Annotated in this window: 17 protein-coding genes and 2 rRNA genes; 5 read left to right on the forward strand and 14 right to left on the reverse strand. The window is 61.3% G+C overall.

What is annotated here, in order from left to right:
- Window positions 1–9: 9 nt before the first annotated feature.
- Window positions 10–1,737, forward strand: coding sequence for a PglL family O-oligosaccharyltransferase (locus B6S08_RS14210; protein ID WP_094201462.1), 1,728 nt, complete (start codon window positions 10–12; stop codon window positions 1,735–1,737).
- Here the strand turns inward: B6S08_RS14210 and B6S08_RS14215 are convergent.
- The 6 genes from B6S08_RS14215 to B6S08_RS14240 are packed head-to-tail and all read right to left on the reverse strand — an operon-like array spanning window position 1,677 to window position 7,549.
- Complete coding sequence (locus tag B6S08_RS14215; protein ID WP_094201463.1) at window positions 1,677–2,486, reverse strand: glutaminyl-peptide cyclotransferase; 810 nt, start codon at window positions 2,484–2,486, stop codon at window positions 1,677–1,679. The two genes, B6S08_RS14210 and B6S08_RS14215, sit on opposite strands and share 61 nt — an antisense overlap.
- Window positions 2,483–3,088, reverse strand: coding sequence for an ABC-type transport auxiliary lipoprotein family protein (locus B6S08_RS14220; protein WP_094201464.1), 606 nt, complete (start codon window positions 3,086–3,088; stop codon window positions 2,483–2,485). Before B6S08_RS14220 ends, B6S08_RS14215 begins: the two co-directional genes overlap by 4 nt.
- On the reverse strand, window positions 3,085–3,999 hold the full coding sequence (locus B6S08_RS14225) for an MlaD family protein (RefSeq protein WP_094201465.1): 915 nt from the start codon (window positions 3,997–3,999) through the stop codon (window positions 3,085–3,087). Before B6S08_RS14225 ends, B6S08_RS14220 begins: the two co-directional genes overlap by 4 nt.
- Window positions 4,000–4,002: 3 nt before the next feature.
- Window positions 4,003–4,782 (reverse strand): ABC transporter ATP-binding protein, encoded by a 780-nt coding sequence (locus B6S08_RS14230; protein WP_094201466.1) that lies wholly within the window; start codon window positions 4,780–4,782, stop codon window positions 4,003–4,005.
- Complete coding sequence (locus B6S08_RS14235; RefSeq protein WP_094201467.1) at window positions 4,779–5,894, reverse strand: ABC transporter permease; 1,116 nt, start codon at window positions 5,892–5,894, stop codon at window positions 4,779–4,781. Before B6S08_RS14235 ends, B6S08_RS14230 begins: the two co-directional genes overlap by 4 nt.
- Window positions 5,891–7,549 (reverse strand): chloride channel protein, encoded by a 1,659-nt coding sequence (locus B6S08_RS14240; protein WP_094201468.1) that lies wholly within the window; start codon window positions 7,547–7,549, stop codon window positions 5,891–5,893. The genes B6S08_RS14235 and B6S08_RS14240 overlap by 4 nt, the downstream gene beginning before the upstream one ends.
- A 77-nt stretch (window positions 7,550–7,626) precedes the next feature.
- On the opposite strand from B6S08_RS14240, the gene B6S08_RS14245 reads away from it, so the two are divergent.
- Both B6S08_RS14245 and B6S08_RS14250 read left to right on the forward strand, forming a co-directional pair.
- Window positions 7,627–7,980 (forward strand): YqfO family protein, encoded by a 354-nt coding sequence (locus B6S08_RS14245; RefSeq protein ID WP_240919714.1) that lies wholly within the window; start codon window positions 7,627–7,629, stop codon window positions 7,978–7,980.
- Between the two features lie 123 nt (window positions 7,981–8,103).
- Window positions 8,104–8,556 carry a methylated-DNA--[protein]-cysteine S-methyltransferase gene (locus tag B6S08_RS14250; protein WP_094201469.1) on the forward strand — a complete coding sequence of 151 codons (453 nt, stop codon included), beginning with the start codon at window positions 8,104–8,106 and terminating at the stop codon, window positions 8,554–8,556.
- 492 nt (window positions 8,557–9,048) lie between these two features.
- Here B6S08_RS14250 and B6S08_RS14255 read toward each other — a convergent pair whose 3' ends face one another.
- Window positions 9,049–10,260 carry a D-alanyl-D-alanine carboxypeptidase gene (locus tag B6S08_RS14255; RefSeq protein WP_094201470.1) on the reverse strand — a complete coding sequence of 404 codons (1,212 nt, stop codon included), beginning with the start codon at window positions 10,258–10,260 and terminating at the stop codon, window positions 9,049–9,051.
- A gap of 228 nt (window positions 10,261–10,488) precedes the next feature.
- On the reverse strand, window positions 10,489–14,169 hold the full coding sequence (gene metH, locus B6S08_RS14260) for a methionine synthase (protein ID WP_094201471.1): 3,681 nt from the start codon (window positions 14,167–14,169) through the stop codon (window positions 10,489–10,491).
- A 244-nt stretch (window positions 14,170–14,413) separates the two neighbouring features.
- On the opposite strand from metH, the gene B6S08_RS14265 reads away from it, so the two are divergent.
- Window positions 14,414–15,703: a cation:proton antiporter gene (locus B6S08_RS14265; protein WP_094201472.1), complete on the forward strand. Its 1,290-nt coding sequence runs from the start codon at window positions 14,414–14,416 to the stop codon at window positions 15,701–15,703.
- Window positions 15,704–15,734: 31 nt separating this feature from the next.
- On the opposite strand, the gene metA is transcribed toward B6S08_RS14265, so the two are convergent.
- Window positions 15,735–16,688, reverse strand: coding sequence for a homoserine O-acetyltransferase MetA (gene metA, locus B6S08_RS14270; protein ID WP_094201473.1), 954 nt, complete (start codon window positions 16,686–16,688; stop codon window positions 15,735–15,737).
- A 141-nt stretch (window positions 16,689–16,829) separates the two neighbouring features.
- Here metA and B6S08_RS14275 point away from each other — a divergent pair, with 141 nt between their 5' ends.
- Window positions 16,830–18,005: a CinA family nicotinamide mononucleotide deamidase-related protein gene (locus tag B6S08_RS14275; RefSeq protein ID WP_094201474.1), complete on the forward strand. Its 1,176-nt coding sequence runs from the start codon at window positions 16,830–16,832 to the stop codon at window positions 18,003–18,005.
- 30 nt (window positions 18,006–18,035) lie between these two features.
- Here the strand turns inward: B6S08_RS14275 and B6S08_RS14280 are convergent, their stop codons facing one another.
- The 5 genes from B6S08_RS14280 to B6S08_RS14300 all read right to left on the reverse strand — a co-directional run.
- Window positions 18,036–18,740: a phosphatase PAP2 family protein gene (locus B6S08_RS14280; RefSeq protein WP_094201475.1), complete on the reverse strand. Its 705-nt coding sequence runs from the start codon at window positions 18,738–18,740 to the stop codon at window positions 18,036–18,038.
- A gap of 117 nt (window positions 18,741–18,857) precedes the next feature.
- The gene (locus tag B6S08_RS14285; RefSeq protein WP_094201476.1) at window positions 18,858–20,204 is read right to left on the reverse strand and encodes an 8-oxoguanine deaminase; all 1,347 of its coding nucleotides are present in this window, start codon (window positions 20,202–20,204) and stop codon (window positions 18,858–18,860) included.
- Window positions 20,205–20,327: 123 nt separating this feature from the next.
- Window positions 20,328–21,764, reverse strand: coding sequence for a nucleobase:cation symporter-2 family protein (locus B6S08_RS14290; protein WP_094201477.1), 1,437 nt, complete (start codon window positions 21,762–21,764; stop codon window positions 20,328–20,330).
- A 488-nt stretch (window positions 21,765–22,252) separates the two neighbouring features.
- Window positions 22,253–22,367: ribosomal RNA gene (gene rrf / locus B6S08_RS14295) — 5S ribosomal RNA — on the reverse strand.
- An 86-nt stretch (window positions 22,368–22,453) separates the two neighbouring features.
- Window positions 22,454–22,558: ribosomal RNA gene (locus B6S08_RS14300) — 23S ribosomal RNA — on the reverse strand; the annotation flags it as partial.

Raw genomic sequence — 22,558 nt, forward strand, 5'->3', positions numbered from 1 at the left:
GAGTCAAGGATGACCCGAGTATCACTGCCTTACCTGTTCTTCTGGTGTTTTGCCGCCTGGGCCCTGGGCGGCATGCACTTTTTTATGCACAACCCCGGCGGCGCCGGCCTCTACCTGCCGTTCAACATGGTGGGCTGGATCTTCGTCTCGATATTGATCGGCCTCGGCCTGTGGCAGCTGACCCGCAACCGGCTGGTGGTCTGGAGCCGATTGCACCTGTGGGGCTGGCTGGCCTTTATGCTGATGCTGGTGCCCCTGCTCTATTCCAATGCCGAACTGGCGGACCGGGCGCTGCCGCGGCTGGCGGGGCTGGCGGGAGGCCTGTTGTTCTGGTTTGCGCTGCTGCAGTGCCGCTTTGATGAGCAGGGCCGCTGGCGCCTGCTTTATGTACTGCTGGCGGCGATCAGCCTGGAGGCAGTGCTCGGGCTGGTGCAGTACTACCTGCTGGAGCCGGGCAACCCCATTGGCTATAACACCAATGCCAACCGGCCCTACGGCATTTTTCAGCAACCCAACGTCATGGCCAGCCTGATGGCCACCGGGCTGATGCTGGCCTGGTTTTTGTGGCTGGAAGACAGACGCTCACTGCCTGCCATTCGTCGTGTTTGGCTGGGGGCCATGCTGATAACCACGCCGCTGCTGCTGGTGGTACTGCAATCCCGGGTGGGCCTCTTGGGCGGCCTCACGGGTGTACTGCTGATGCTGCCGCTGAGCTGGCAACGCTGCCGGCGTAATACCTTGATATTGCTTGGGCTGGTGGCGCTGGGCATGGCACTGGCGCTGGTGTCCATGGCATTTGTGGAGGGCGTACAACGGGGTGCCGAGGTGTACGGCGATCCCGGGGTGCGCAAATATTACTGGCAGCAGAGCCTGGCATTGATCGGCCAGCATCCCTGGACCGGGGTGGGCTACGGCGACTTTGAACGGCAATTCATGGAGTTTTACGCCGCGCAGCGGGAGCAGATTGCCGGCCTGCCCCCCATGGAGCCCAACCTGGATCATCCTCATAACGAGCTGTTGTTCTGGGGGGTGGAAGGGGGTCTGTTGCCGGTGCTGGCCATCATTGGAGTCGCACTGGCCTTTGTGCGGCTGCTGTGCCGGGCCCCCTGGCGGCAGGCACTGGCGCTGGCGGCTTTGGTGTGGCCCATGGCCCTGCACAGCCAGACCGAATACCCCTTCTACCATTCCCTGGCCCACTGGCTCACCCTGCTGGTGCTGCTGTACTGGATCGATCAACGGCTGCAACCGCTTGTCGAGACGCCCTACCGCCACCGGCTGCTGGCCCGCTTCGCTGCCCTGCTGATCCCGGCGCTGGTGGTGCCCTTTATGGTCACCGGGCTGCAGACCGCCAACGCCATTACTCAGTATGAACGGGGCGGCGGCAAGGAGCCGGCGCTGCTGCAGTCGGCCCTCAACCCCCTGGCCTGGCTGACCCGGCTGGAGTTCAACGCCATGTCGCTGCGGCTTGCCCTCGCCACGGCGCACCGGAACGACGAGGCGCTGCGGGAGTATCTGGACTGGGGCCGGGACTTCGTGCGCCGCACGCCCCGCATCAGCGTATACCACAACATGGTGCTGGCGCTGCACCGCCTGGAACGTCCCGAGGACGCCGAGCGGCTGCGGCAACAGGCCCGGCGCTACTACCCGAGGGAAACGCGATTTGAACGAAACAACATTCAGCGGGCGCTGAGCGCAGGCGTGGCACTGTTTCCGGCATCCGGTGCCCCCGGCGCCTGAACAAAACGCACCCGGAACAGCCGCGGCCACCACTTGCCGGTGAGGTAAAAATCACCGCTGCGCTGATCATGGGCAATGCCGTTGAGCACCGCCTCGTGATGGCTGACCCGCTGGCTGAGGGGCAGCAGGGCCGAGGCATCGATCACGGCATCGACCTCGCCGCTGTCCTTGCGAATGCGCAGTATGCGTGCCTGTTTCCAGACGTTGGCGTAAATGTGCCGACCGACACAGGCCAGATCATTGAGCCGCCCTTGAGGCACCCCGCCCAGCCGAACGTTCAGCCGTCGTTGCAGGGTAAAGTCCGCCGGATCTCGCCGCTGCAGCGTGGCGCTGCCGTCACTCATCCACAGGCTGTCGCCGTCAAAGCACAGGCCCCAGCCTTCCCCCTGGTAGGAAAAGGCCTTGAGCAGACGCAGCTCCGGCAACTGCCACACCAGCGCCAGCCCTTCGCGCCAGGTCAGCTGCACCAGCCGGTCCTCCACCCGCGCCAGACCCTCACCAAACAGGCTGTCGGCGAGCATGATTCGCCGTCCCGGCTCACCGCTGTCACCCTCTAGCCAACGCAGGCTGGACTGGCCGTAAAGGCCGGTGCTCTCGAACAGCCGGCCATCGTGCCACTCCAGCCCCTGAGTAAAGGCGTTGATATCGTGGGGCAGGGTTTCCAGCACGCGCACCGTCAGCCGTTCCACCGCCACCGCGGGCAGACTCAGCCAGAGTAGCATACCCAACCACCAGCCGTGCCGACTCATGGCCCCCCTGCCTCGCCCGCGGCCAGCAACCAGGTCGCCAGCTCCTGCGCCAGCCGGCTGGCGGCACGGCCATGAGCCATCACGACCGCATCCGCGCTCAGGCCATGAGGAGCTTCCCGTTGTTCGAACCGCCGCGCGGCCACAATGCGTCTGTCGGCGGCACGCAGCAGCCGGGCATCGAAGCGAATCACCACCTCGGCCCGGCCTGCGCTCAGATCCAGTTCAAAGGCCCGCAGGGTGCCGGCCAGTTCCCACTCGCCGTGAATGCCTTCGTCTTCTCGGCTGAGGCCGCCAATGCGGCCGTCCCGCCCCAAGGCATCCAGCAACCAGTCCTGCCACAATTGTGGCAGGGAGGCCGACCAGCGGGCACCGCCATAAGCCTGGTAAGACTGGTGCTCGGTCAGCACCAGTAGCCGGTTGCCATTCAGTACACCGGTGGCCTGGGGACGGGCCAGGCGCAGACCATCGAACAGCACGTCCTGCCCCGCCGCTGTCAGGGTGGCCGGCGGCAATCGGTACCGGCTGACCGGCTCGGCCGAAGGCAGCACAGAGCAGCCCGCCAGCCCCAGCAACAGGATCAGCACCACCAGAGATTTGCTCACGGTTCAAATTCCTCCATCTCGTGACGATCCAGCAGGGTCGCGGCGGGATCCTGCTCCAGCTGGAAGGCAACATCTCCCAGCACCCTCAGGGTACGCCGCAACTCCCGCAGCGCCGGCTCCAGCTCGGCCAGGCTCCGCACGCCCGCTTCCAGCCCCTGCTGCTGTGTGAGCAACCGATCCAGCCGCTCACTCAGTCGCCGCAGGCTGGCCGCCGTCGCGGCGGAATCGGCCAGCAGGGGCTCGCCATGACGAGCCAGCTGCCGATCGAGCCGTGCCAGCACGGCGTCGAGCCGAACAGCCACAGAGGTAAAGGCAGCAAGCCCTTCTCCCAGGGTATCCTGCTGTTGCGCCAGGGAAGCGCTGGCCGAATCCAGGCTGGCCAGAATACGACCGACATGGGCGGCGTTCTGTGGGGTGAGCAGGCGATTGGCATTGTCGAGCAGGGTGGTCAGGCTGACCATCAGTTCTTCGCTGCCGACCCGCAACCGGCTCAGGGGGGACGGCTCGGCCCGAATAACCGGTATGTCATTGCGGCCATTGGCCAACAGGGGGCTGTCGGGCGAGCCGTGGCTGAGGGCGATATTGGCGGCCCCGGTGATATTGGCCAGGGCCAGCCGGGCCCGAGTGTCAGCCTTGACCGGAGCATCGGCGTCAATGCGAACCCGTGCCCGCACCTGGCGCGGATCGTCCGGATTCAGGGTCAGGCTTTCCACCTCGCCCACACGAATACCACTGTATTGTACCGCACTGCCCACCGACAGCCCGGACACCGGCTCACTGAATACAATGTCGTAGCGGCGCAGCTCACGGTCGTCACCGACCTTTGCCAGCCAGAGTACAAAGCCCAGGGCGGCGGTCGCCGCCAGCAGGGTAAACAGGCCGATCAGCACATGATGGGCTCGGGTTTCCATGTTCTACTCCTCGTTGCCGTGCACGGCCTGCCGGGCCGCTCGGCCCCGCGGGCCGTGAAAATAATCCCGAATCCAGGCGTCATCGGTGGCTGCCACCTCGGCAAGGGTGCCCACCGCCTGTACCCGCTTTTGTCCCAGCACCGCGACCCGATCGCAGCAGGCGTACAGGGTATCGAGATCGTGCGTAACCAGCACCACGGTCAGGCCCAGGGCATCACGCAGGGTCAGCAGCAAACGATCAAAGGCCGCCGCCGATACCGGATCCAGCCCGGCGGTAGGCTCATCCAGAAACAGGATCTGCGGATCCAGCGCCAGCGCCCGGGCCAGGGCCGCCCGCTTGACCATGCCTCCGGACAGGCTCGAGGGATAGCGTCCCCCCGCCAGTGCCGGCAGCCCAGCCAGAGCCAGCTTGATGTCCGCCAGCGCACCGGCTTGCCGCCGGTTCAGACCGGCATGCTCCACCAGCGGCAGGGCGATATTCTCCAGCACCGTCAGCGAGGAAAACAGGGCGCCGTTCTGAAACAGCACTCCCATGCGCCGCTCAAGTGCGCGACGCTGTGCCGTTGGCAGGGTCAGCAAATCCTGCTGCCACAGGCGCACCTCACCGGCGTCGGGCCGGTGCAGGCCAATAATGGAGTGCAACAGCACCGACTTGCCGCTGCCGGAACCACCCACCAGTCCAAGAATCTCCCCCTCGATCACATTCAGATCCAGGCGATCATGCACCACCTGGGCACCAAAGCAGTTGCGCAGCCCTCGCACCTGAATAATGGCCCCGCTCACCAGCCCATCTCCATCAGAAACAGGGCGGCAATGGCATCCAGCAGGATCACCACAAAGATCGACTGCACCACGCTGGAGGTGGTGTGTTCGCCCACCGACTGGGCGCTGCCCGCAACCTTGAATCCTTCCAGGCAGCCGATCAGGGCAATCAGCATCGCAAATAACGGAGCCTTGCCCAGCCCTACCAGCAAATGACGAACCGGCACTTCCTGCACGATGGCCAGGTAGTGCGCCAGGGAAATATCCAGTGACAACAAGCCCACCAGGGCGCCGCCGAGCAGGCCGCTGATGATGGCGATAAAGGTCAGCAGCGGCAGAGTCAGCAACAGGGCCAGCAGCCTGGGCAACACCAGCAAGGCGATGGGATCCAGCCCCTGGGCGCGCAGGGCATCCAGCTCCTGATTGACCTTCATCGCCCCCAACTGGGCGGTAAAAGCGCTGGCGGTACGACCGGCCAGCAAAATGGCGGTCAGCAGCACCCCAAACTCGCGCATAAAGCTGTAGGCCACCAGATCCACCGTATAGATGGTGGCGCCGAAGCTGGCCAGCACGGTGGCGCCGAGAAAGGCCACCACTGCCCCCACCAGAAAAGTGAGCAGAGCCACAATGGGTACAGCGTTGAGGCCACACTGCTGCATTTGTGCCACCAGCGCCGTAAGGCGCCATTGCCCCGGGCGAAACACCAATACCAGGCCGGTGCTCAGGGTCAGACCGGCAAAACCCAGTAGCCGGCGCCCTTGCTGCCAGCCCGAATGCATATATTCGCCCAGCCGGGCCAGGCTATCGCTCCAGTGCGCCTCGACCAATGGCGCCGGCTCTCGCCCGCTCATGCTCCCGGCCACCGCCAGCAACAGCGCCCGCTGCCCGTCGTTCAGGCCGGTGGCGTTCCGCGTCAACGATGCCAGCGTCTTACCCAAGCGCTGCCACAGCAGGCCGGCACCGGCGGTATCGAGCCGATTCAGCTTACTGCCGTCCAGAGCCCTGACCTCTTGCGCCGGCAGGCTCACCAATCGAGCATGCAGGCAGGCGTGATGCGCCAGGGTCCAATCACCACTCAGGCTCAGCCGTCCCTCACGCAGGCTCCACTCCCCCTCGGGGTTACCCTCGTTCAATACAGGCCTCCTTCTTCGGTGAGCATGCGCACCAGCCGGCCTCGAGTGACCAGGCCCCGGCCCCGGCGCACCGGCACCAGAAAGCCGGCCCCGTCCTCCCCCGACAGGGTGCGCAGCGCCTGCAGTAACGACATGTCCCGCTCCAGCAACTGCAGCCGGCGGGCGGGCGTCAGCAGAGACTCAAGGCTTTCCGGGGTGATATTTCGTTCAAGCTGAGCCGGCTTAAGCAGGTAATACTGCTGATCCCGGTGCACCACCAGGGCATGGGCCTCGGTGCGGGGCAAAGGGCCCTCGCCGTTCCACTCTACCAGGCTGAGGTCAGCCAGCTCCGACAGATAGCGCTGGGCCAGGGCGGTACGAAGGGGGTGGGTCTGCAGCTCCTGCCCTCGCACCCGCAACTGGGTGATCACCAGGGATGGCAGATGAAAACCGTGTTGACACAACAGGTTAGCGCCCAGCACCACCACCATGGCCGGCAGCATGGCCTCGGCGCTGAGGGACAGTTCCAGTACGGTGGCAATGGCGGCCAGCGGCGCGTGCAACACGGCACTCATCATGGCCGCCATGCCCAGCAGGGCATAGAGGGCCGGATCGGACGTGCCGGGGAGCAATGCCCCGGCCACCCCGCCGGCACACGCCCCCAGCATCAGGGTAGGGGCAATCTGGCCGCCGGGTACACCCAGGCCAATGGCCGCCGCCGTAGCCAGCAGCTTGGCCCCGAGTATGCCCAGCAGCAACAGCCAGGGCAGCTGATTACCGAGGGCGGCATTGATGGTGTCATAGCCGGAGCCCAGCACCTGGGGTGCGGCCAGCGCCAACGCGCCGGTAACGGCCCCGGCCAGCAGCAGGCGAAGGGCTCGAGCCTTGAGCGGTAACCGCACGAACACCAGCACCAGCCGCTGAAACAGCGCCGCCAGCAGGCCCACCCAGAGCCCGGTCAGCAACAGGCCGGGAATGTCCTGGTAGGACGCCAGCGACAGGCTGACCGGCGCCAGCACCGCATGCTCCCCCAGCAGGGCGCCGGTCAAGGCCGAAGCGGTAATGGCGGCGGCGATAATGGGGGCGAAACCGAGCAGGCTATATTCCATCAGCACTACCTCCATGGCGAACAACACCCCTGCCAGCGGCGTGTTGAAGGCCGCCGAGATCGCCGCCGCAGTACCACACCCCAGCAACAGCCGCAGCTGGCTGGGCGGCCGCCCGCTAAGCTGGCCAATTTGGCTGGCAATGCCCGCCCCCAGGTGTACCGTGGGCCCTTCCCGCCCCACGCTGTGCCCCGAGCCAAGGGCGATCAATGCCGCCACAAACTGAAAGCCGATGGTGGCCGCCGGAATCCGGCCCTGGCCGAACTGCAACCGCTCAAGCACATAAGCCAGTCCCACCGACCAGGACGCCGGTGGCGTCAGCCGGTAGAGCAGGATCAGCAGCAGGCTGCCAGCCAGGGGCAACCCCAGCTGCCAGTACCAGGCCAGAGACTCAAAATCTTCGAGGTTGTCACCGTTCAGGCTGCCGAGCACGCCATTGAGCAGGACGAGAAAGCTCATCATCACCAGGCTGGCAATCACGCCGGTCAGCACGCCCAGCAGCACCAGCGGCAACAGGCTGCCGGCCCGGGGTAACAGTAGGCGTTGCAGCACCTTGTTGGGTTGGCTCATGGGTGAATTCCGTTGGCTTCGGAAGGCTTCATTATTGCCCCCAGTGTGCGAACAAACCACTTTTGCAGCAAGGATTTATGGTACATTTCACAGACTTTGAGCAGAACGGACAAGCCATCATGTACAAGCTGGTGTTTTTCGTGCCCGAGACCCATGCAGAAGCCGTCAAGCGAGCGGTGTTTGCCACCGGCGCCGGCAAAATCGGCGACTACGATCAGTGCTGCTTTGAAACTCCAGGCCAGGGTCAATTTCGTCCACTGGCAGGAGCCAGTCCCTTTCTCGGCGAGGCCGGCAAGCTGGAGCGGGTGAACGAGCTGCGCATCGAACTGGTGTGCGAGGATCACCTGATCCGCGACGCCGTGAATGCCCTGCGCAAGGCCCATCCCTACGAAGAGCCGGCCTACGACGTCTGGCCCCTGACCGGACTCTGAACAGCCGCCCTGCGCTGGACGACGAAAACGGGCGATGCGTCCCAAACGCTCCGGGACGGCGCAACTATTTTCCGTTGTGGGGCTCCAATAATTGTTCTCCTATTTCGAGTCGAGGTTTTTTCAATGCACTGCATTTTGCCCGGCCCCTGCGGCCCGCTGCGTATCGACGCCACCGACGACGTCATCACCGGTCTGAGCTTTATGACCGGCGACACTACGGCCCTGGCACCGACGTCTCCCCTGCTGCAAGAAACCTGCGACCAGCTGAACGCCTATTTCGCCGGCAGGCTGCACCGCTTCAGCCTGCCCCTGGCGCCTAGTGGAACCCCCTTCCAGCAGCAGGTATGGCACGCCCTGCAGCATATTCCCTGGGGCGAGCGACGCAGTTATGGCGACATTGCCGGCGCCATCGGCAATCCCAGGGCGGTGCGGGCCGTGGGTGCCGCCAATGGCCGCAATCCCATCGCCATCATCATTCCCTGCCACCGCGTGATCGGTGCCGACGGTCGTCTGACCGGCTATGCCGGCGGTCTGGAACGCAAACGCTGGCTGCTGGCCCTTGAGGCCAATGCCTGACAATAACCCCGTCCTTCTGTGCGAGATCTCTCAAGCTGCGGGCAGACAATACGTCGTTGTGCTCGCGCCTTTGTCACCCAATAACATTAACTTCATAACAAAATCAATCACTTGACAGATTTTAACCCATTCTGATACTCGGGACAGCTAATACCGCCGACTTGAGCCAGAACGCCCTCGGGTTATTATTGCTCTCGCTAGGACGCAGCAAGGCCAGTCAGGACGACGGGCCCGCCAGGAACGGCAAAAGGACACCGCAGGAAAGCGGCCAAGGACACCTTCAGGATTGAAGATGTGAAGCGGATCAGGACGATGCGCGGTCAGGAGCGACCAGGACACCCCGATGGATCGGGAAGGGGAAGATTTCACGGAGTGAAATGCAGTCAGGGACATGGCAGGGAGCCACAGGGTTCATGGAACTGAGCCGTCAGGACGACCGAAAAAGGGGCAACAGCAATGTTGCCCCTTTTTTCGTTTTGCCATCCGGGCAGGCTAGAGGCGCACCACCAGGCAGTCCATGCCCTGACGAGACAGGCGCTGGCAGGCGCTTTTGGCCTGGTTCTCCTCCAGGCCGATCAGGCGGGCGCGAAACAGCTTGCGGTTGCTGATTTCCACCTCGGTCACCGCCGCCTGAGCCTGGGCCAGATCCCCCAGCCGACGCGCCGCATCGGACGCCCTGTCCCGGGCCTGCTCGGGCACTCGAAACGAGCCAATCTGCACCGCCCAGCCGGAATTGTCGGTCAGCGATACCGGCTGCACTGCCACAACGGCCGGCGCCGGGGTTTGCGGCGCCTGGGTTTGTGGGGCCTGGCGCACGGTCTGGCGCACGGTGCGGGTGCTGACCACCAGCCGTTCGGCGGCCGGGGCTCCCGCGGCGGACACTCGCGCAACCTGCGTGGCCCGTCCAATGCTGCGATCGATCAACGAGACCATATGCTGATCCCGGGACTGGGCGGTCTTGCCCCCCATCACCACGGCCACCACACGACGGTCCTCCCGCAGCGCCGAGGTCGCCACGTTAAAGCCCGACGCGCGAATATAACCGGTCTTCATGCCATCCACCCCGGGGGAGTTCTGCACCATGCGATTATGGCTGCGATAGGTGCGTCCCTGGTAGGTAAACGAAGAGGTGGAAAAATAGTGGTAATAGGCCGGGTAGTCCTTCATCAGCCGCAATGACAGGGTGGCCAGATCCCGGGCGGTGGAAATCTGCTGATTGTCGGGCAGGCCGGAGGCATTGCGAAAGGTGGTGTTGTACATCTTCAGCTCCCGGGCCTTGGCGGTCATGCGCCGGGCGAAGCCGCTTTCACTGCCGGCCAGGGCCTCGGCCACCACCACCGCCACGTCGTTGGCAGAGCGCACGATCAGCGCCGGAATGGCGTCCCGCACCCGCAGCTGATCGCCTTTTCGCAGGGAGATATTGGTCTGGGGCATGGAGGCGGCGTGGGCCGACACCGGCATGGTGGTATTCAGGCTCATGCGTCCCTGCTCCATGGCCTCAAACAGCAGGTAAAGGGTCATCATCTTGGTCAGGGACGCCGGATAGCGGCTGGCATCGGCGTTGGCTGCATGCAGCACGGCGCCGTTTTCCGCGTCAATCACGATGGCCGCATAACGCGGGTTGGCCTGGGCCGGCCCGATCAGGGAGAACAGTATCCCCAGCAGCACTATGATGGTTTTTCCCTTGCGGGTCAGGGCAAACATGGGGAAACACCTCCCGAAGATTGAACAAAGCCGCAAGAAGCTACGCCAAGGCGTGATGCCTGTCCAGCCCCCCGCTGCACTGTCACGACAGACGGCCGACCAAGCGGATGCGTTTGGCAACAAACGGCATGGATCCTTCCATACCTTTAAGCATACATGCGCCATACCGGAAGCTGGCCGTAAAACACGTCTTTTTATCGAAAAAGGCGCCGATGGCGCCTTTTTTACTCAATCACTCAGGTTGGGAGACAGCCATTTTTCGGCCTCTTCACGGGTCATGCCCTTGCGTTCGGCATAATCCAGCAACTGATCTTCCTGAATGCGCGCCACCGCAAAGTAGCGGGTGTCCGGATAGGAGAAGTAAAAGCCCGATACCGCCGCCCCCGGCCACATGGCGTAGGACTCGGTCAGCTTCATGCCGATGCGCTTTTCCACGTCCAGCCACTGCCACAGGGTGCCCTTTTCGGTGTGCTCGGGGCAGGCGGGGTAGCCCGGTGCCGGACGAATGCCCTGATATTTTTCGCGAATGAGCGCCTCGTTATCGAGGTCCTCATCCGGCGCATAACCCCAGTATTCCCGGCGCACCAACAGGTGCATGTATTCGGCAAAGGCTTCCGCCAGACGGTCGGCCACGGCACTGGCCATAATGGCGTTGTAGTCGTCCTGGGCGTCCTTGTAGCGCTTGACGATGTCGTCTTCGCCAATGCCACCGGTCACCGCAAAGCCACCGATATAGTCGGGCAGGCTGCCCTTGGGCGCCACATAGTCGGCCAGGCAGTAGTTGGGGAAACCGTCCTTCTTCTCGGTCTGCTGACGCAAAAAGCGCAGGGTGTGCAGTACGGTGGAGCGGCTCTCGTCGGTGTAGATCTCCACGTCGTCGCCCACACTGTTGGCGGGGAACAGGCCGATCACCCCGGCACACCGCAGCTCGCCCTCGGCTTCCAGGGTATCGAGCATGGCGTTGGCGTCGGCAAACAGGCGCTTGGCTTCCTCGCCCACCACCTCGTCTTCAAGTATGCGCGGGTATTTGCCCGCCAGCGACCAGGTGAGAAAGAAGGGAGTCCAATCGATGAATTCCCGCAGCACCGAGATGGGCACGTCGTGAAACTCGTGAATACCCGGCTTGGCGGGTACCGGCGGCGTGTAGGCGTCCCAGTCGATGGCCACCGGGTTGGCCCTGGCCTCGGCCAGGGTCACCGGTTTGGTTCGGGGTTTCTTGCGGGCATGCTGATCCCGTACCACCTCGTATTCCTGGTTGAGCCGCTCCACAAAGGCCGGCTTGTTGGTTTCGCTGAGCAGGCTCTGTACCACTCCCACGGCCCGGGATGCGTTGGATACATAGACCACCGGCTCGTCGTAATTCTGCTCTATCTTGACCGCGGTATGGGCCTTGGAGGTGGTGGCGCCGCCGATCAGCAGCGGAATCGTAAAGCCCTGGCGCTGCATTTCCTTGGCCACGTGCACCATTTCATCCAGTGACGGTGTGATCAGGCCCGACAGGCCGATCATGTCGGCCTTGGTTTCCCGGGCGGTCTTGAGAATGGTCTCGCAGGGTACCATGACGCCAAGATCCACCACCTCAAAGTTGTTGCACTGCAACACCACGCCGACGATGTTCTTGCCGATGTCATGCACGTCGCCCTTGACCGTGGCCATCACGATCTTGCCGTTGCTCTGGCCCACCGCCTTGGTAGCCTCGATATAGGGATTGAGGTAGGCCACCGCCCGTTTCATCACTCGGGCCGATTTCACCACCTGGGGCAGAAACATCTTGCCCTCGCCGAACAGATCACCGACCACGTTCATGCCGTCCATCAGCGGGCCTTCGATCACCTCCAGCGGACGCTCCGCCTGCTGGCGGGCCTCTTCGGTATCTTCCTCGATAAAGTCGGTCAGGCCCTTGACCAGGGCATGCTCCAGCCGCTTGTTCACCGGCCAGCTGCGCCATTCCAGATCCCGGGCGTCGTTGGCCGTACCGCCACTGCCACGGTAGCGCTCGGCCAGCGCCAGCAGGGTTTCGGTGGCATCGTCATTCTGGTTGAGCACCACGGCTTCCACGCTGGCCTTGAGCTCGGGATCGATATCTTCATAGATGGCGAGCTGGCCGGCGTTGACGATGCCCATGTCCATGCCGTTGCGAATGGCGTGATAGAGGAACACGGCGTGAATGGCTTCCCGCACCGGCTCGTTGCCCCTGAACGAGAACGACACGTTGGATACACCGCCGGAGATCATGGCATGGGGCAGGTTGTCCTTGATGTCCTTGACCGCCTCGATAAAGTCGACGGCATAGTTGTTGTGCTCGTCGATGCCGGTGGCCACGGCGAAAATATTGGGGTCAAAGATGATGTCTTCCGGCGGAAAGCCAACCTTGTCGACCAGTACTCGGTAGGCGCGCTGACAGATCTCGAACTTGCGCTCCCGAGTATCGGCCTGGCCAACCTCGTCAAAGGCCATCACGATCACGGCGGCACCGTAACGACGCACCAGTTTCGCCTGCTCGATAAACTTGTCTTCCCCTTCCTTCAGGGAGATGGAGTTGACGATACCCTTGCCCTGAATGCACTTGAGGCCGGCCTCGATCACCTCCCACTTTGAAGAGTCGATCATGATGGGCACCCGGGAGATATCGGGCTCACCGGCGATCAGGTTGAGGAAGCGGGTCATGCAGGCCTCGGCGTCGAGCATGCCCTCATCCATGTTGATGTCGATAATCTGGGCGCCGTTTTCCACCTGTTGCAGCGCCACTTCCAGCGCCTCGTCGTATTGCTCTTCCTTGATCAGCCGCTTGAACTTGGCCGAACCGGTGACGTTGGTGCGCTCGCCCACGTTGACGAACATGCTTTCCGGTGTGATCAGCACCGGCTCCAGACCGGACAGCCGGCAGGCCACCGGCAGCTCGGGCAGTTTACGCGGGGCCAGGCCTTCCACCGCCTCGGCCATGGCACGAATGTGTTCCGGGGTAGAGCCGCAGCAGCCGCCCACCAGGTTAAGGAAGCCGCTTTCGGCCCATTCGCGAATATGACCGGCCATTTCCTCGGCTTCCAGATCGTATTCGCCAAAGGCGTTGGGCAGGCCGGCGTTGGGGTGGGCGGACACATAGGTTTCGCTGATGCGCGACAACTCGGCCACATACTGGCGCAGCTCGTCCGGCCCCAGGGCGCAGTTCAGGCCAAAAGAAATGGGCTGGGCGTGACGCAGGGAGTGGTAAAAGGCTTCCGTGGTCTGGCCGGTCAGGGTACGGCCTGAGGCGTCGGTGATGGTGCCGGAAATCATCACCGGCAGGCGCACGCCGCGTGCATCAAACACCCCTTCAATGGCAAACACCGCCGCCTTGGCGTTGAGGGTATCAAAGATGGTTTCGATCATCAGTAGATCGGCGCCGCCGTCGATCAGCGCCTCGGTGGCCTGGGTATAGGCCTCGACCAGCTGATCAAAGCTGATGTTGCGATAGCCGGGATCGTTCACGTCCGGCGAAATCGAGGCAGTGCGGTTGGTCGGGCCCAGCACCCCGGCCACAAAACGCGGCTTGTGCGGCTCTTTGGCGGTCCAGTCGTCGGCCACCCGGCGCGCCAGGCGCGCCGCCTCTAGGTTGATCTCCGCCGCCAGGCTTTCCATGGCGTAATCGGCCATGGCGATGGTGGTGGCGTTAAAGGTGTTGGTCTCGACAATGTCGGCGCCGGCGGCGAAATAATCGCTGTGAATTTGCGCGATTATCTCGGGCTGGGTGAGCACCAGCAGATCGTTGTTGCCCTTGAGATCGCTGGCCCAGTCGGCAAAGCGCTCACCCCGGTAGGCGGCCTCGTCCAGCCGGTAGGACTGGATCATGGTGCCCATGCCCCCGTCGATGATCAAAATGCGTTTGGCCAGGGCCTGTTCGAGCTGAGAAAACACGGGGGATCGGGACACTGCTGACTCCTGTTACAACCTGATTCCTGTATGCGGCATCCATGCTATCACACTTTGCGCAATCGGAAATCCGGCCATCTGCATGTCCGGAAACCTGAGGTGTGAAGCAACCCATGAAAATGACCGTTTTCACCGCATTTCCACTAGTGATGCCGAGGCCAATAGGGCAAACTATGTACGACCGGAACACATTCGGTCATTTCAGCTTGCAAATAATAAAATAACCTTTCGGAAGTGCCCTTACATGAGCGTTTACTACACCCTGTGCTTTTTGGCGGCCATGGCGATCACCATTGCCTTCGTCAATCAGTACATCATGAAAATCCAGACCACCATCGCCATTACCTCCGGCGCCCTCGCCATCTCCATTTTAATGCTTATTCTCGGCAAGACCACCTGGCCAGAACTGCAACAACATGCGGTAGAGGTGGTCAAGACCGTCGATTTCGGCTCCTTTCTGCTACAGGGCATTCTCGGCTTTTTGCTGTTTGCCGGCGGCCTGGGCATTAACCTGCCGGCGCTGAAGAGCCAGAAATGGGAAATTTCGGTGCTGGTGATCGTCGGCGTGCTGATCTCCACCCTGGTGGTGGCCGGCGGCCTCTGGCTGCTGACCTATATGGCGGCCATTCCCCTGCCCTTTATCTACTGCCTGCTGTTTGGCACCCTGATTTCCCCCACCGACCCCATAGCAGTGCTGGCCATCGTCAAGAAGCTGGGTGCGCCGGAGCAGATCGCCATTCAGGTTGAGGGGGAGTCGTTGTTCAACGACGGCATCGGCCTGGTGGCCTTCCTCACCATTTTTGCGGTGGCCTTTAACGGCAACGAGGCAAGCGTCGGCTCGGTCATGACCCTGTTCACCCACGAAGCCGTGGGCGGCATTATCTTTGGTGCCCTGCTGGGGCTGATGAGCCACATCATGATCAGCGCCACCGACGACGGCTCCATGGAGCTGCTGATGACCCTGTGCGTGCCCACCGCCGGCTTTGCCATGGCCAACATTCTCGGCGTTTCTGGTGCCCTGGCCATGGTGGTGGCGGGCATTATCGTCGGCAACTGGACCCGCTACACCGGCTTTTCGGAGCAGAGCCAGAAATACCTGGATCATTTCTGGCACCTGCTGGACGAGTTCCTCAATGCCCTGTTGTTCCTGCTGATCGGCCTGGCCATGCTGCTGGTGGACTTTCACTGGCAGGCCTGGATCCTGATGGTGCTGTCGGTGCCCCTGGTACTGGCCGGCCGCTTTGCCAGTGTAGCAATACCTTATATCGGCTTTCGTCGGGTGCGCAGCTACAACAGATACTCGGTACGCATTCTGACCTGGGGCGGCTTGCGTGGCGGCCTGTCACTGGCCATGGCGCTGTCAATTCCGGCGGGGATCAAGCTGGGCAGTGACGGGCAGGTGGAGCTGAGGGATCTGATCCTGATGATGACCTACGCCATCGTGCTGTTCTCGATTATCGTGCAGGGCATGACCATCACGCCGATGATCAACAAGGCCAAGGCCGCCGAAAAAGCCGGCTTTCCCATCGATTAACAATAAAGGGGCTGATGCCCCTTTTTGATGTTCAGTCTTCCCAGTCTTTGGTCAGGGTATCGCCGGCGGCGCTCAGGGTCTTCAGATCGTAGGGGGTCAGCTGATAAACGTGGTAGTTGAGCCAGTTGGAAAACAACAGGTGACCGTGGCTGCGCCAGGTAGCCCGGGGTGCATTGTCCGGGTTGTTTTCCGGGTAGTAGTTCACCGGCATGTTGGGCTCAATGCCCACGGACAGATCCCGCATGTATTCCTGATGCAGGGTATCCGGATCGTATTCCGGGTGGCCGGTCACGAACACCTGACGGCGATCCGGACTGACCGCCAGGTACATGCCCACCCGTTCTGAGCCGGCCAGCACCTTGAGGTTGGTTTTCTCACGAATCAGATCCAGCGGAAAGTCCGCATAGCGGGAATGGGGAGCCAGAAACACATCATCAAAGCCGCGTACCAGGGGCTCGAACTGCCCCATGTTCTGGTGTTCATATACACCGGAAAGCTTTTCCAGACGAGTGCGTTTATCGAGGCCGTAGAGAATTTTCAGGCCGGCCTGGGCCGCCCAGCACAGGAACAAGGTAGAGGTCACATGGCTCTTGGACCACTCCACGACCTGTTCAATCTTGTCCCAGTACACCACATCGCAGAAGTCGGTCAGCCCCAGAGGCGCGCCGGTAATGATCAAACCGTCGTAGAACTGATCCTTGATCTGCTCGAAATCGAAGTAAAAATGTTCCAGGTGTGACTGCGGCGTATTCTTTGATGGCCGGTTGTCGATGCGCAGCAGATCCACTCCGATTTGCAGCGGCGAGTTCGACAGCATGCGCAGCAACTGATTCTCGGTTTCAATCTTCTTCGGCATCAGGTTGAGCAGCAGCACCCGCATCGGTCGTATATCCTGATTGACCGCGCGCGTCTCCGTCATCACGAAGATATTTTCTCGGCTCAGGACATTGGCCGCCGGCAGGCGATCCGGAATTCTGATGGGCATGTGCTTACTCCATGTACTGCATCGGTAGAAAAGTCTAGACATCTAGAAATCTACAATAAGGGCCGCCGCTTGTCACCAGCTAGCTGTGTTGCGCCGGCAAGATACGTTAGAATTTGGGCGTTTTTCTTCAAGGATTTGCATATGGACCCCGTGATTGAACTGGTCAGCACCGGCGACGAAGTGCTCACCGGCCTGATAACCGACACCAATGCCGGCTGGCTGTCACAGCGGCTGCTAGAGCAAGGCTGGCAGGTGCGCCGGCGTTTTACCGTAGGCGATGACAAGGCCGATCTGGTGGAGCTGTTCGAACAGCGCAGCCACCACGCCGATATCGTGATCGTCAATGGCGGCCTGGGACCGACCTCGGACGACATCAGCGCCGAGGCCATGGCCGAGGCCGCCGGCGTGTCGTTGGCCCTGAACCAGCACTGGCTTGAGGTGATGCAGGAGAAATACAACAGCCGAAACCGCATCATGCCGGAAAGCAATATCAAGCAGGCCATGCTGCCCGAGGGCGCCGAGCTGGTGGACAACCCCGTCGGCACCGCCTGCGGCTTTGCGGTGCAACACAACCGGGCGTTGTTTTTCTTTACGCCCGGAGTGCCGTCCGAACTGAAGAAAATGATGGACGAGGAAATTCTGCCGCGATTGCGCAGCCGACTGGGTCAGCAGGGCCGAAGCCAGGTACAACGCTACTTTTTGTTCGGGCTGTCGGAGTCGGGCCTGAGCGACCGACTCGACAGCCTGCCCTGGCCGAAGGGGATTACTCTTGGGTATCGCGCCAATGCCCCCACCATAGAGCTGAAGCTGATTATCGATACCGATGACCACGAGGCCATCGCCCAGGCCGAGACCCAGTTGCTGGAGCAGGTGGGCAGCCACCTGGTGGCCCGTGACGAGCTGACATTCGATGCCCTGGCGGCACAACTGCACAACCGGGATCTGGTGATATTTGAAGACGCCAGCGGCGGCCGCCTGACCGACACCCTGCACACCCTCACTGCCGAATTTGAAGGCCATTACCTGGCCGGGCTGCCCGATAGCGCCGATGACCTGGCACAGTGGCTGAAAGGCTCGGGTCGGACCATTACCCTGGCCATCGGTGCCGAGGGTCCTCAGGGCATTCCGCTGGCGCTGCTGACCGAGCAGGGCTGCGAGGCACAAACCCTGAAAATGCACTTTCGCGATCCGCTGATGCGTCGCCGGCTGCTGGCCTTTGCCGCCTTTGACATGCTGCGCCGCCACCAGCAAGGGCTGCCGGTGATCATCGACTATGACATTCTGCCTCGCAGCGAGCAGGTTAGCCTGCCACGGTAACCACAAGGGCGGCCTGACCGCCCTTGTGGTTTAACCCTGAAGTTGCCAGCGCCGCAGCAATTTCTCAGCCGGGGCCACCAGGGTTTCGGTCAGCCAGTGGGCCAGCGGCGTGTGGAACAGCCAGGCGGCGGTGATCAACGCCAGGGGGATGGAGCCACAGAGAAAGTCGGTGAGCCAGTGGGCCCCGGACATGACCCTTGGCATGGCCAGGGCCAGCACCAAGGGAACCACAGCGTAAAGGTAACGACGCGGAAAGCGATAGAGGGCAAACAGCAAAAAGGTGGCGAAGCCAATGCCGTGATCACTGGGAAAGGAGTCTCCCGAAGCGTCCTTGGCCTTGATATGGGGCACCAACTCACTGATCCGTTCCGCCTGCTCAAATACCTTGGTTGGACTCGGCCGTTCAATGGGCAGCGCCTTGCCCGCCGCCGCCTGCAGCGAGAAGCAACCAGCCATGATCAACAGCAAGCAGCAGATACGCGCCCGCTCTCTGCCCGATGCCAGCCAAGCGTGCCGAAACACGAACAACGCCATCAACAGCGCCACCGCACCGTCAATCCAGCGCTGATTGACGAAGGCTACCAACTCGGCAAAGCCAGGCTGCGTCACTAGGCGGCCGTTGAACCACCAAAACACACTTTCATCCAGTTCCTGCCAGTATCCCTGCCACCAGGTGATCAGCAGCAGACCCGCCAGTAATTGCAGGCCAAGCCAACCTTTAAGATCCCATCGCATTCCGAAAACCATTTTGCAAAAACTGACTTTATACCAGAAAGCACCGAAAAAATCCTTTGAAACCATAAGGTAATAAAAAAGAGTGCCGCAGCACTCTCTTTTATTACCCTGACGCATTCAACGCAACTGCGCCGCCAGCTCACGCTGCCGTGCCTTGAGGGCCTCTATATCCAGGCCCTCAATGGTGCCATCGGTTACTCGCCAGCGGCCAGCCACCATCACCCTGTCGGCCCGCTGGGCACCACACAACACCAGCGCCGCCAACGGGTCGCCGGCTCCGGCAAACTGAATGTCATTCAGCCGGAACAGGGCCAGATCGGCCTGTTTGCCCACGGCAATCTCGCCAATGTCATGGCGACCCAAACAGGCAGCCGAGCCACGGGTCGCCCAGTCAATCACCTTCTGGTGGGTAATGCGCCTGGCGCCATAACGCAACCGCTGCAGCAGCAAGGCTTGCCGCACTTCCAGTATCATGTTGGAACCGTCATTGGACGCCGAGCCATCAACGCCAAGGCCCACCGGGCAACCGGCCGCTTCCAGATCCAGGGTCGGACACATTCCCGAGGCCAGCAGCATGTTCGACGACGGGCAATGGGATATGCCCACTCCGGCCTTGCCCAACCGCGCGATTTCTTCCTCGTTGAAATGAATGCCGTGAGCCAGCCAGGTACGATTATTAAGCCAGCCCACCGACTCCAGGTAGTCCACCGGACGCATACCGAACATGCGCTCACAGAACTCGGTTTCATCGTGGGTCTCGGCCAGGTGTGTGTGCAGTTGCACATCATGCCGTTCGGCCAGTTCGGCCGAGGCCTTCATCAGCTCACTGCTGACCGAAAAGGGAGAGCAGGGAGCCAGCGCCACTCGCACCATGGCGCCGTCGGCATGCTCATGGTAGCGGTCTATCAGGCGTTCACTGTCGGCCAGTATCGCGTCCTCGGTCTGCACCGTGGATTGGGGCGGCAAGCCCCCCTGATCCTGACCCAGGCTCATGGAGCCCCGAGTAAGGTGCACTCGCACGCCGAGACGGCGGGATTGCTCCACCTGAATATCGATGGCCTGCTCCAGCCCTTGCGGAAACAGGTAGTGATGATCATTGGCGGTGGTGCAGCCCGACAGCAGCAGCTCGGCCAGGGCAATTTGAGTGGACGCTGCCACCATTTCCGGCTGCAGCTTCGCCCATACCGGGTAGAGCGAAGTCAGCCAGGAAAACAGCTCCTTGTTCAACGCCACCGGATGGGCACGGGTCAGGGTCTGGTAGAAATGGTGATGGGCATTGATCAGGCCCGGCAGCAGCACGTGCTCGCCGGCATCAAAGATTTGATCAATGGCATGCTGCGGTGTTTTCCCCTCGGGCACCAGCTCGACAATGGTGTCGCCGCTGATCACCACGCCACCGGCACAGGTCGAATCGAGCGTCGCAAGGGGAGATTTAATCCAGAGTGTGTTGTTGGGGTTTTGCATCAGACTTTCTACTCCATATTGCTGGAAAGTTGGCATCCCCCGGATGTGGAAACCCCTGACGCACAATCCGGGAAGGTACGCCAGGGGATTGAGACAAATCAGGCCTCAATTCGATAGTGAGTGTTAACCAACCTCACCTAATTTTTTTTTACCTTCACCAGCCTGCTCGTCGGCCTTCACATCGGCTTCCTCTTCCTCGGCAGGGCCTTCGGGCAGAATCAGACTCAGCAGGATGGCGGTAATGGCACCCATGGCCACCGGAGACTTCAGAATGTTCTCCACGGTGTCCGGCAGGGCCTGCAGCACGTTTGGCACGGCGGAAACACCGATACCCATGCCCACGGAAATGGCGATAATCATCATGTTGCGGCGATCCAGGTTAGCCTGGGACAGCACGCGAATACCGGCCACGGCCACGGTACCGAACATGATCAGGGTCGCACCGCCCAGCACCGGCTTGGGCATGGTCTGCAGCACGCCGCCAATGATGGGGAACAAGCCCATGATAAACAGAATGGCGGCGATATAGATCCCCACAAAACGGCTGGCCACACCGGTCAGGGCGATAACGCCGTTATTCTGACTGAAAGTGGTAGACGGCATGCTGTTGAACACAGCGGCAATCATGGAGTTGACACCATCCCCCAGTACGCCACCACGAATGCGGTTGATGTATACCGGCCCCTTCACCGGCTCGCGGGAAATGGTAGAGTTGGCGGTCAGGTCACCCGTGGTTTCCATGGCGCTGACGCAGAACAGAATGGCCAGCGGAATAAAGGCGGCCAGGTCAAACTGGAAGCCGAACTTGAACGGCACCGGTATGGAGATCAGCGGCAGGCTGGCGATGTGAGAGAAGTCCAGGCGGCCCATCAAGAAGGCGGCCAGCATGCCCAAGGCCAGGCCGATTACCACGGCCGCCAGCCGAATCATGGGGTTTCTGGAGCGGTTCAGCAGAATCACGCTCACCAGCACGATACCGGCCAGCAGCAGGTTGTCGAGAGAACCAAAACTGTCCGTATTCAGCGCGCCAAAGCCGCCACCGATGTCTGTCATGGCCACCTTGATCAGCGGAATACCGATAAGGATGATGATGGTGCCGGTTACCACAGGCGTGATCACCTTCTGCAGCTTGTGCACAAAACGGCTCAAAAAGATTTCAATAAAGGCGGCGCAGAAGCTGACGCCAAAGATGGTAGCCAGAATATCTTCCGGCGTACCACCGCGACTTTTGACGATAAAGCCGGCGGAAAGCACGGCGGTCAGGAAGGCAAAACTGGTGCCCTGCAGGCACAGCATCCCGGCACCAATAGGGCCGACGCGCCGACATTGAATAAAGGTACCCACACCGGAGACCATCAACGCCATGCTGATCAGATAAGGAACGTGCTCACCCAGTCCGAGTGCTCCCCCCACAATCAGGGTGGGAGTGATCACACCAACCAGACTTGCCAGTACATGCTGCAAGGCTGCAAACACGGACGGCAAAAAGCCGGGCTTGTCGTGCAGTGAATACAGCAAATCAAGATTTTTGCCTTGTGCGGTTTTTGCATCCTGGGTCATAACAGATCCCTTTGTTAATCGTTGCCAATGAGCGGGCCTTACAGTGGGCCGCCATTTTATTATTGGCCAACATCCTGTCGAGACGGTGGCACTACCCTCCATGCTCCACTTCAAGGCTGGTGCCATAGTGCGGAGTCAGTTAGATGATACCGCAAAAAAAACATGCGTGTTATACCATTGTGAAATCTTTGTACACAAAATTGGAATCAATGTGATCTATATCTACCTTATTCGTAAATACTGATGGCCCACAAAAAAGATCAGATAACAGAAAAAAGTGTACACAACCTATCCAGCTGGCGCTGCGGTGAGCCTCCCTCGATAGCACCATGCTATAAGGCAGTGTAGAGCTAAATGGAGATTGAATGACGGATGCAACACCAGCCCGGCGTTAAAACCGCGCCTGCGGCGGCTGTCAGGACGAAAAGTGCAGGCTCAGAAAACGAAAAAAGCCCGACACTTTCGTATCGGGCTTTTCGGTATTGGGTGCCTGGCAGTGACCTACTTTCACATGGCAGCTGCCACACTATCATCGGCGCGGGTGCGTTTCACTACTGAGTTCGGCATGGAGTCAGGTGGTTCCACAACGCTATGGCCGCCAGGCATAAAACTTAATTCGGAAAAAACTTTATGATGAATGCTGTTTGTAGTCTCGAGACCGCAAGTCTCTCACACTTCTTGGGTGTTGTATGGTTAAGCCGCACGGGTCATTAGTACAGGTTAGCTGCACGCCTCACAGCGCTTCCACACCCTGCCTATCAACGTCCTGGTCTCGGACGGCCCTTTAGAGGTAT

Source organism: Oceanimonas doudoroffii, from assembly GCF_002242685.1.
Lineage (GTDB): Bacteria > Pseudomonadota > Gammaproteobacteria > Enterobacterales > Aeromonadaceae > Oceanimonas > Oceanimonas doudoroffii.

Coding starts and splice junctions, on each gene's coding strand:
- B6S08_RS14245 (WP_240919714.1), top strand. CDS start 7,627: ATGGTACATTTCACAGACTTTGAGCAGAACGGACAAGCCATCATGTAC.
- B6S08_RS14215 (WP_094201463.1), bottom strand. CDS start 2,486: ATGAGTCGGCACGGCTGGTGGTTGGGTATGCTACTCTGGCTGAGTCTG.
- B6S08_RS14280 (WP_094201475.1), bottom strand. CDS start 18,740: ATGCGATGGGATCTTAAAGGTTGGCTTGGCCTGCAATTACTGGCGGGT.
- B6S08_RS14210 (WP_094201462.1), top strand. CDS start 10: ATGACCCGAGTATCACTGCCTTACCTGTTCTTCTGGTGTTTTGCCGCC.
- B6S08_RS14240 (WP_094201468.1), bottom strand. CDS start 7,549: ATGAGCCAACCCAACAAGGTGCTGCAACGCCTACTGTTACCCCGGGCC.
- B6S08_RS14255 (WP_094201470.1), bottom strand. CDS start 10,260: ATGTTTGCCCTGACCCGCAAGGGAAAAACCATCATAGTGCTGCTGGGG.
- B6S08_RS14225 (WP_094201465.1), bottom strand. CDS start 3,999: ATGGAAACCCGAGCCCATCATGTGCTGATCGGCCTGTTTACCCTGCTG.
- B6S08_RS14285 (WP_094201476.1), bottom strand. CDS start 20,204: ATGCAAAACCCCAACAACACACTCTGGATTAAATCTCCCCTTGCGACG.
- B6S08_RS14275 (WP_094201474.1), top strand. CDS start 16,830: ATGGACCCCGTGATTGAACTGGTCAGCACCGGCGACGAAGTGCTCACC.
- B6S08_RS14265 (WP_094201472.1), top strand. CDS start 14,414: ATGAGCGTTTACTACACCCTGTGCTTTTTGGCGGCCATGGCGATCACC.
- B6S08_RS14250 (WP_094201469.1), top strand. CDS start 8,104: ATGCACTGCATTTTGCCCGGCCCCTGCGGCCCGCTGCGTATCGACGCC.
- B6S08_RS14290 (WP_094201477.1), bottom strand. CDS start 21,764: ATGACCCAGGATGCAAAAACCGCACAAGGCAAAAATCTTGATTTGCTG.
- metA (WP_094201473.1), bottom strand. CDS start 16,688: ATGCCCATCAGAATTCCGGATCGCCTGCCGGCGGCCAATGTCCTGAGC.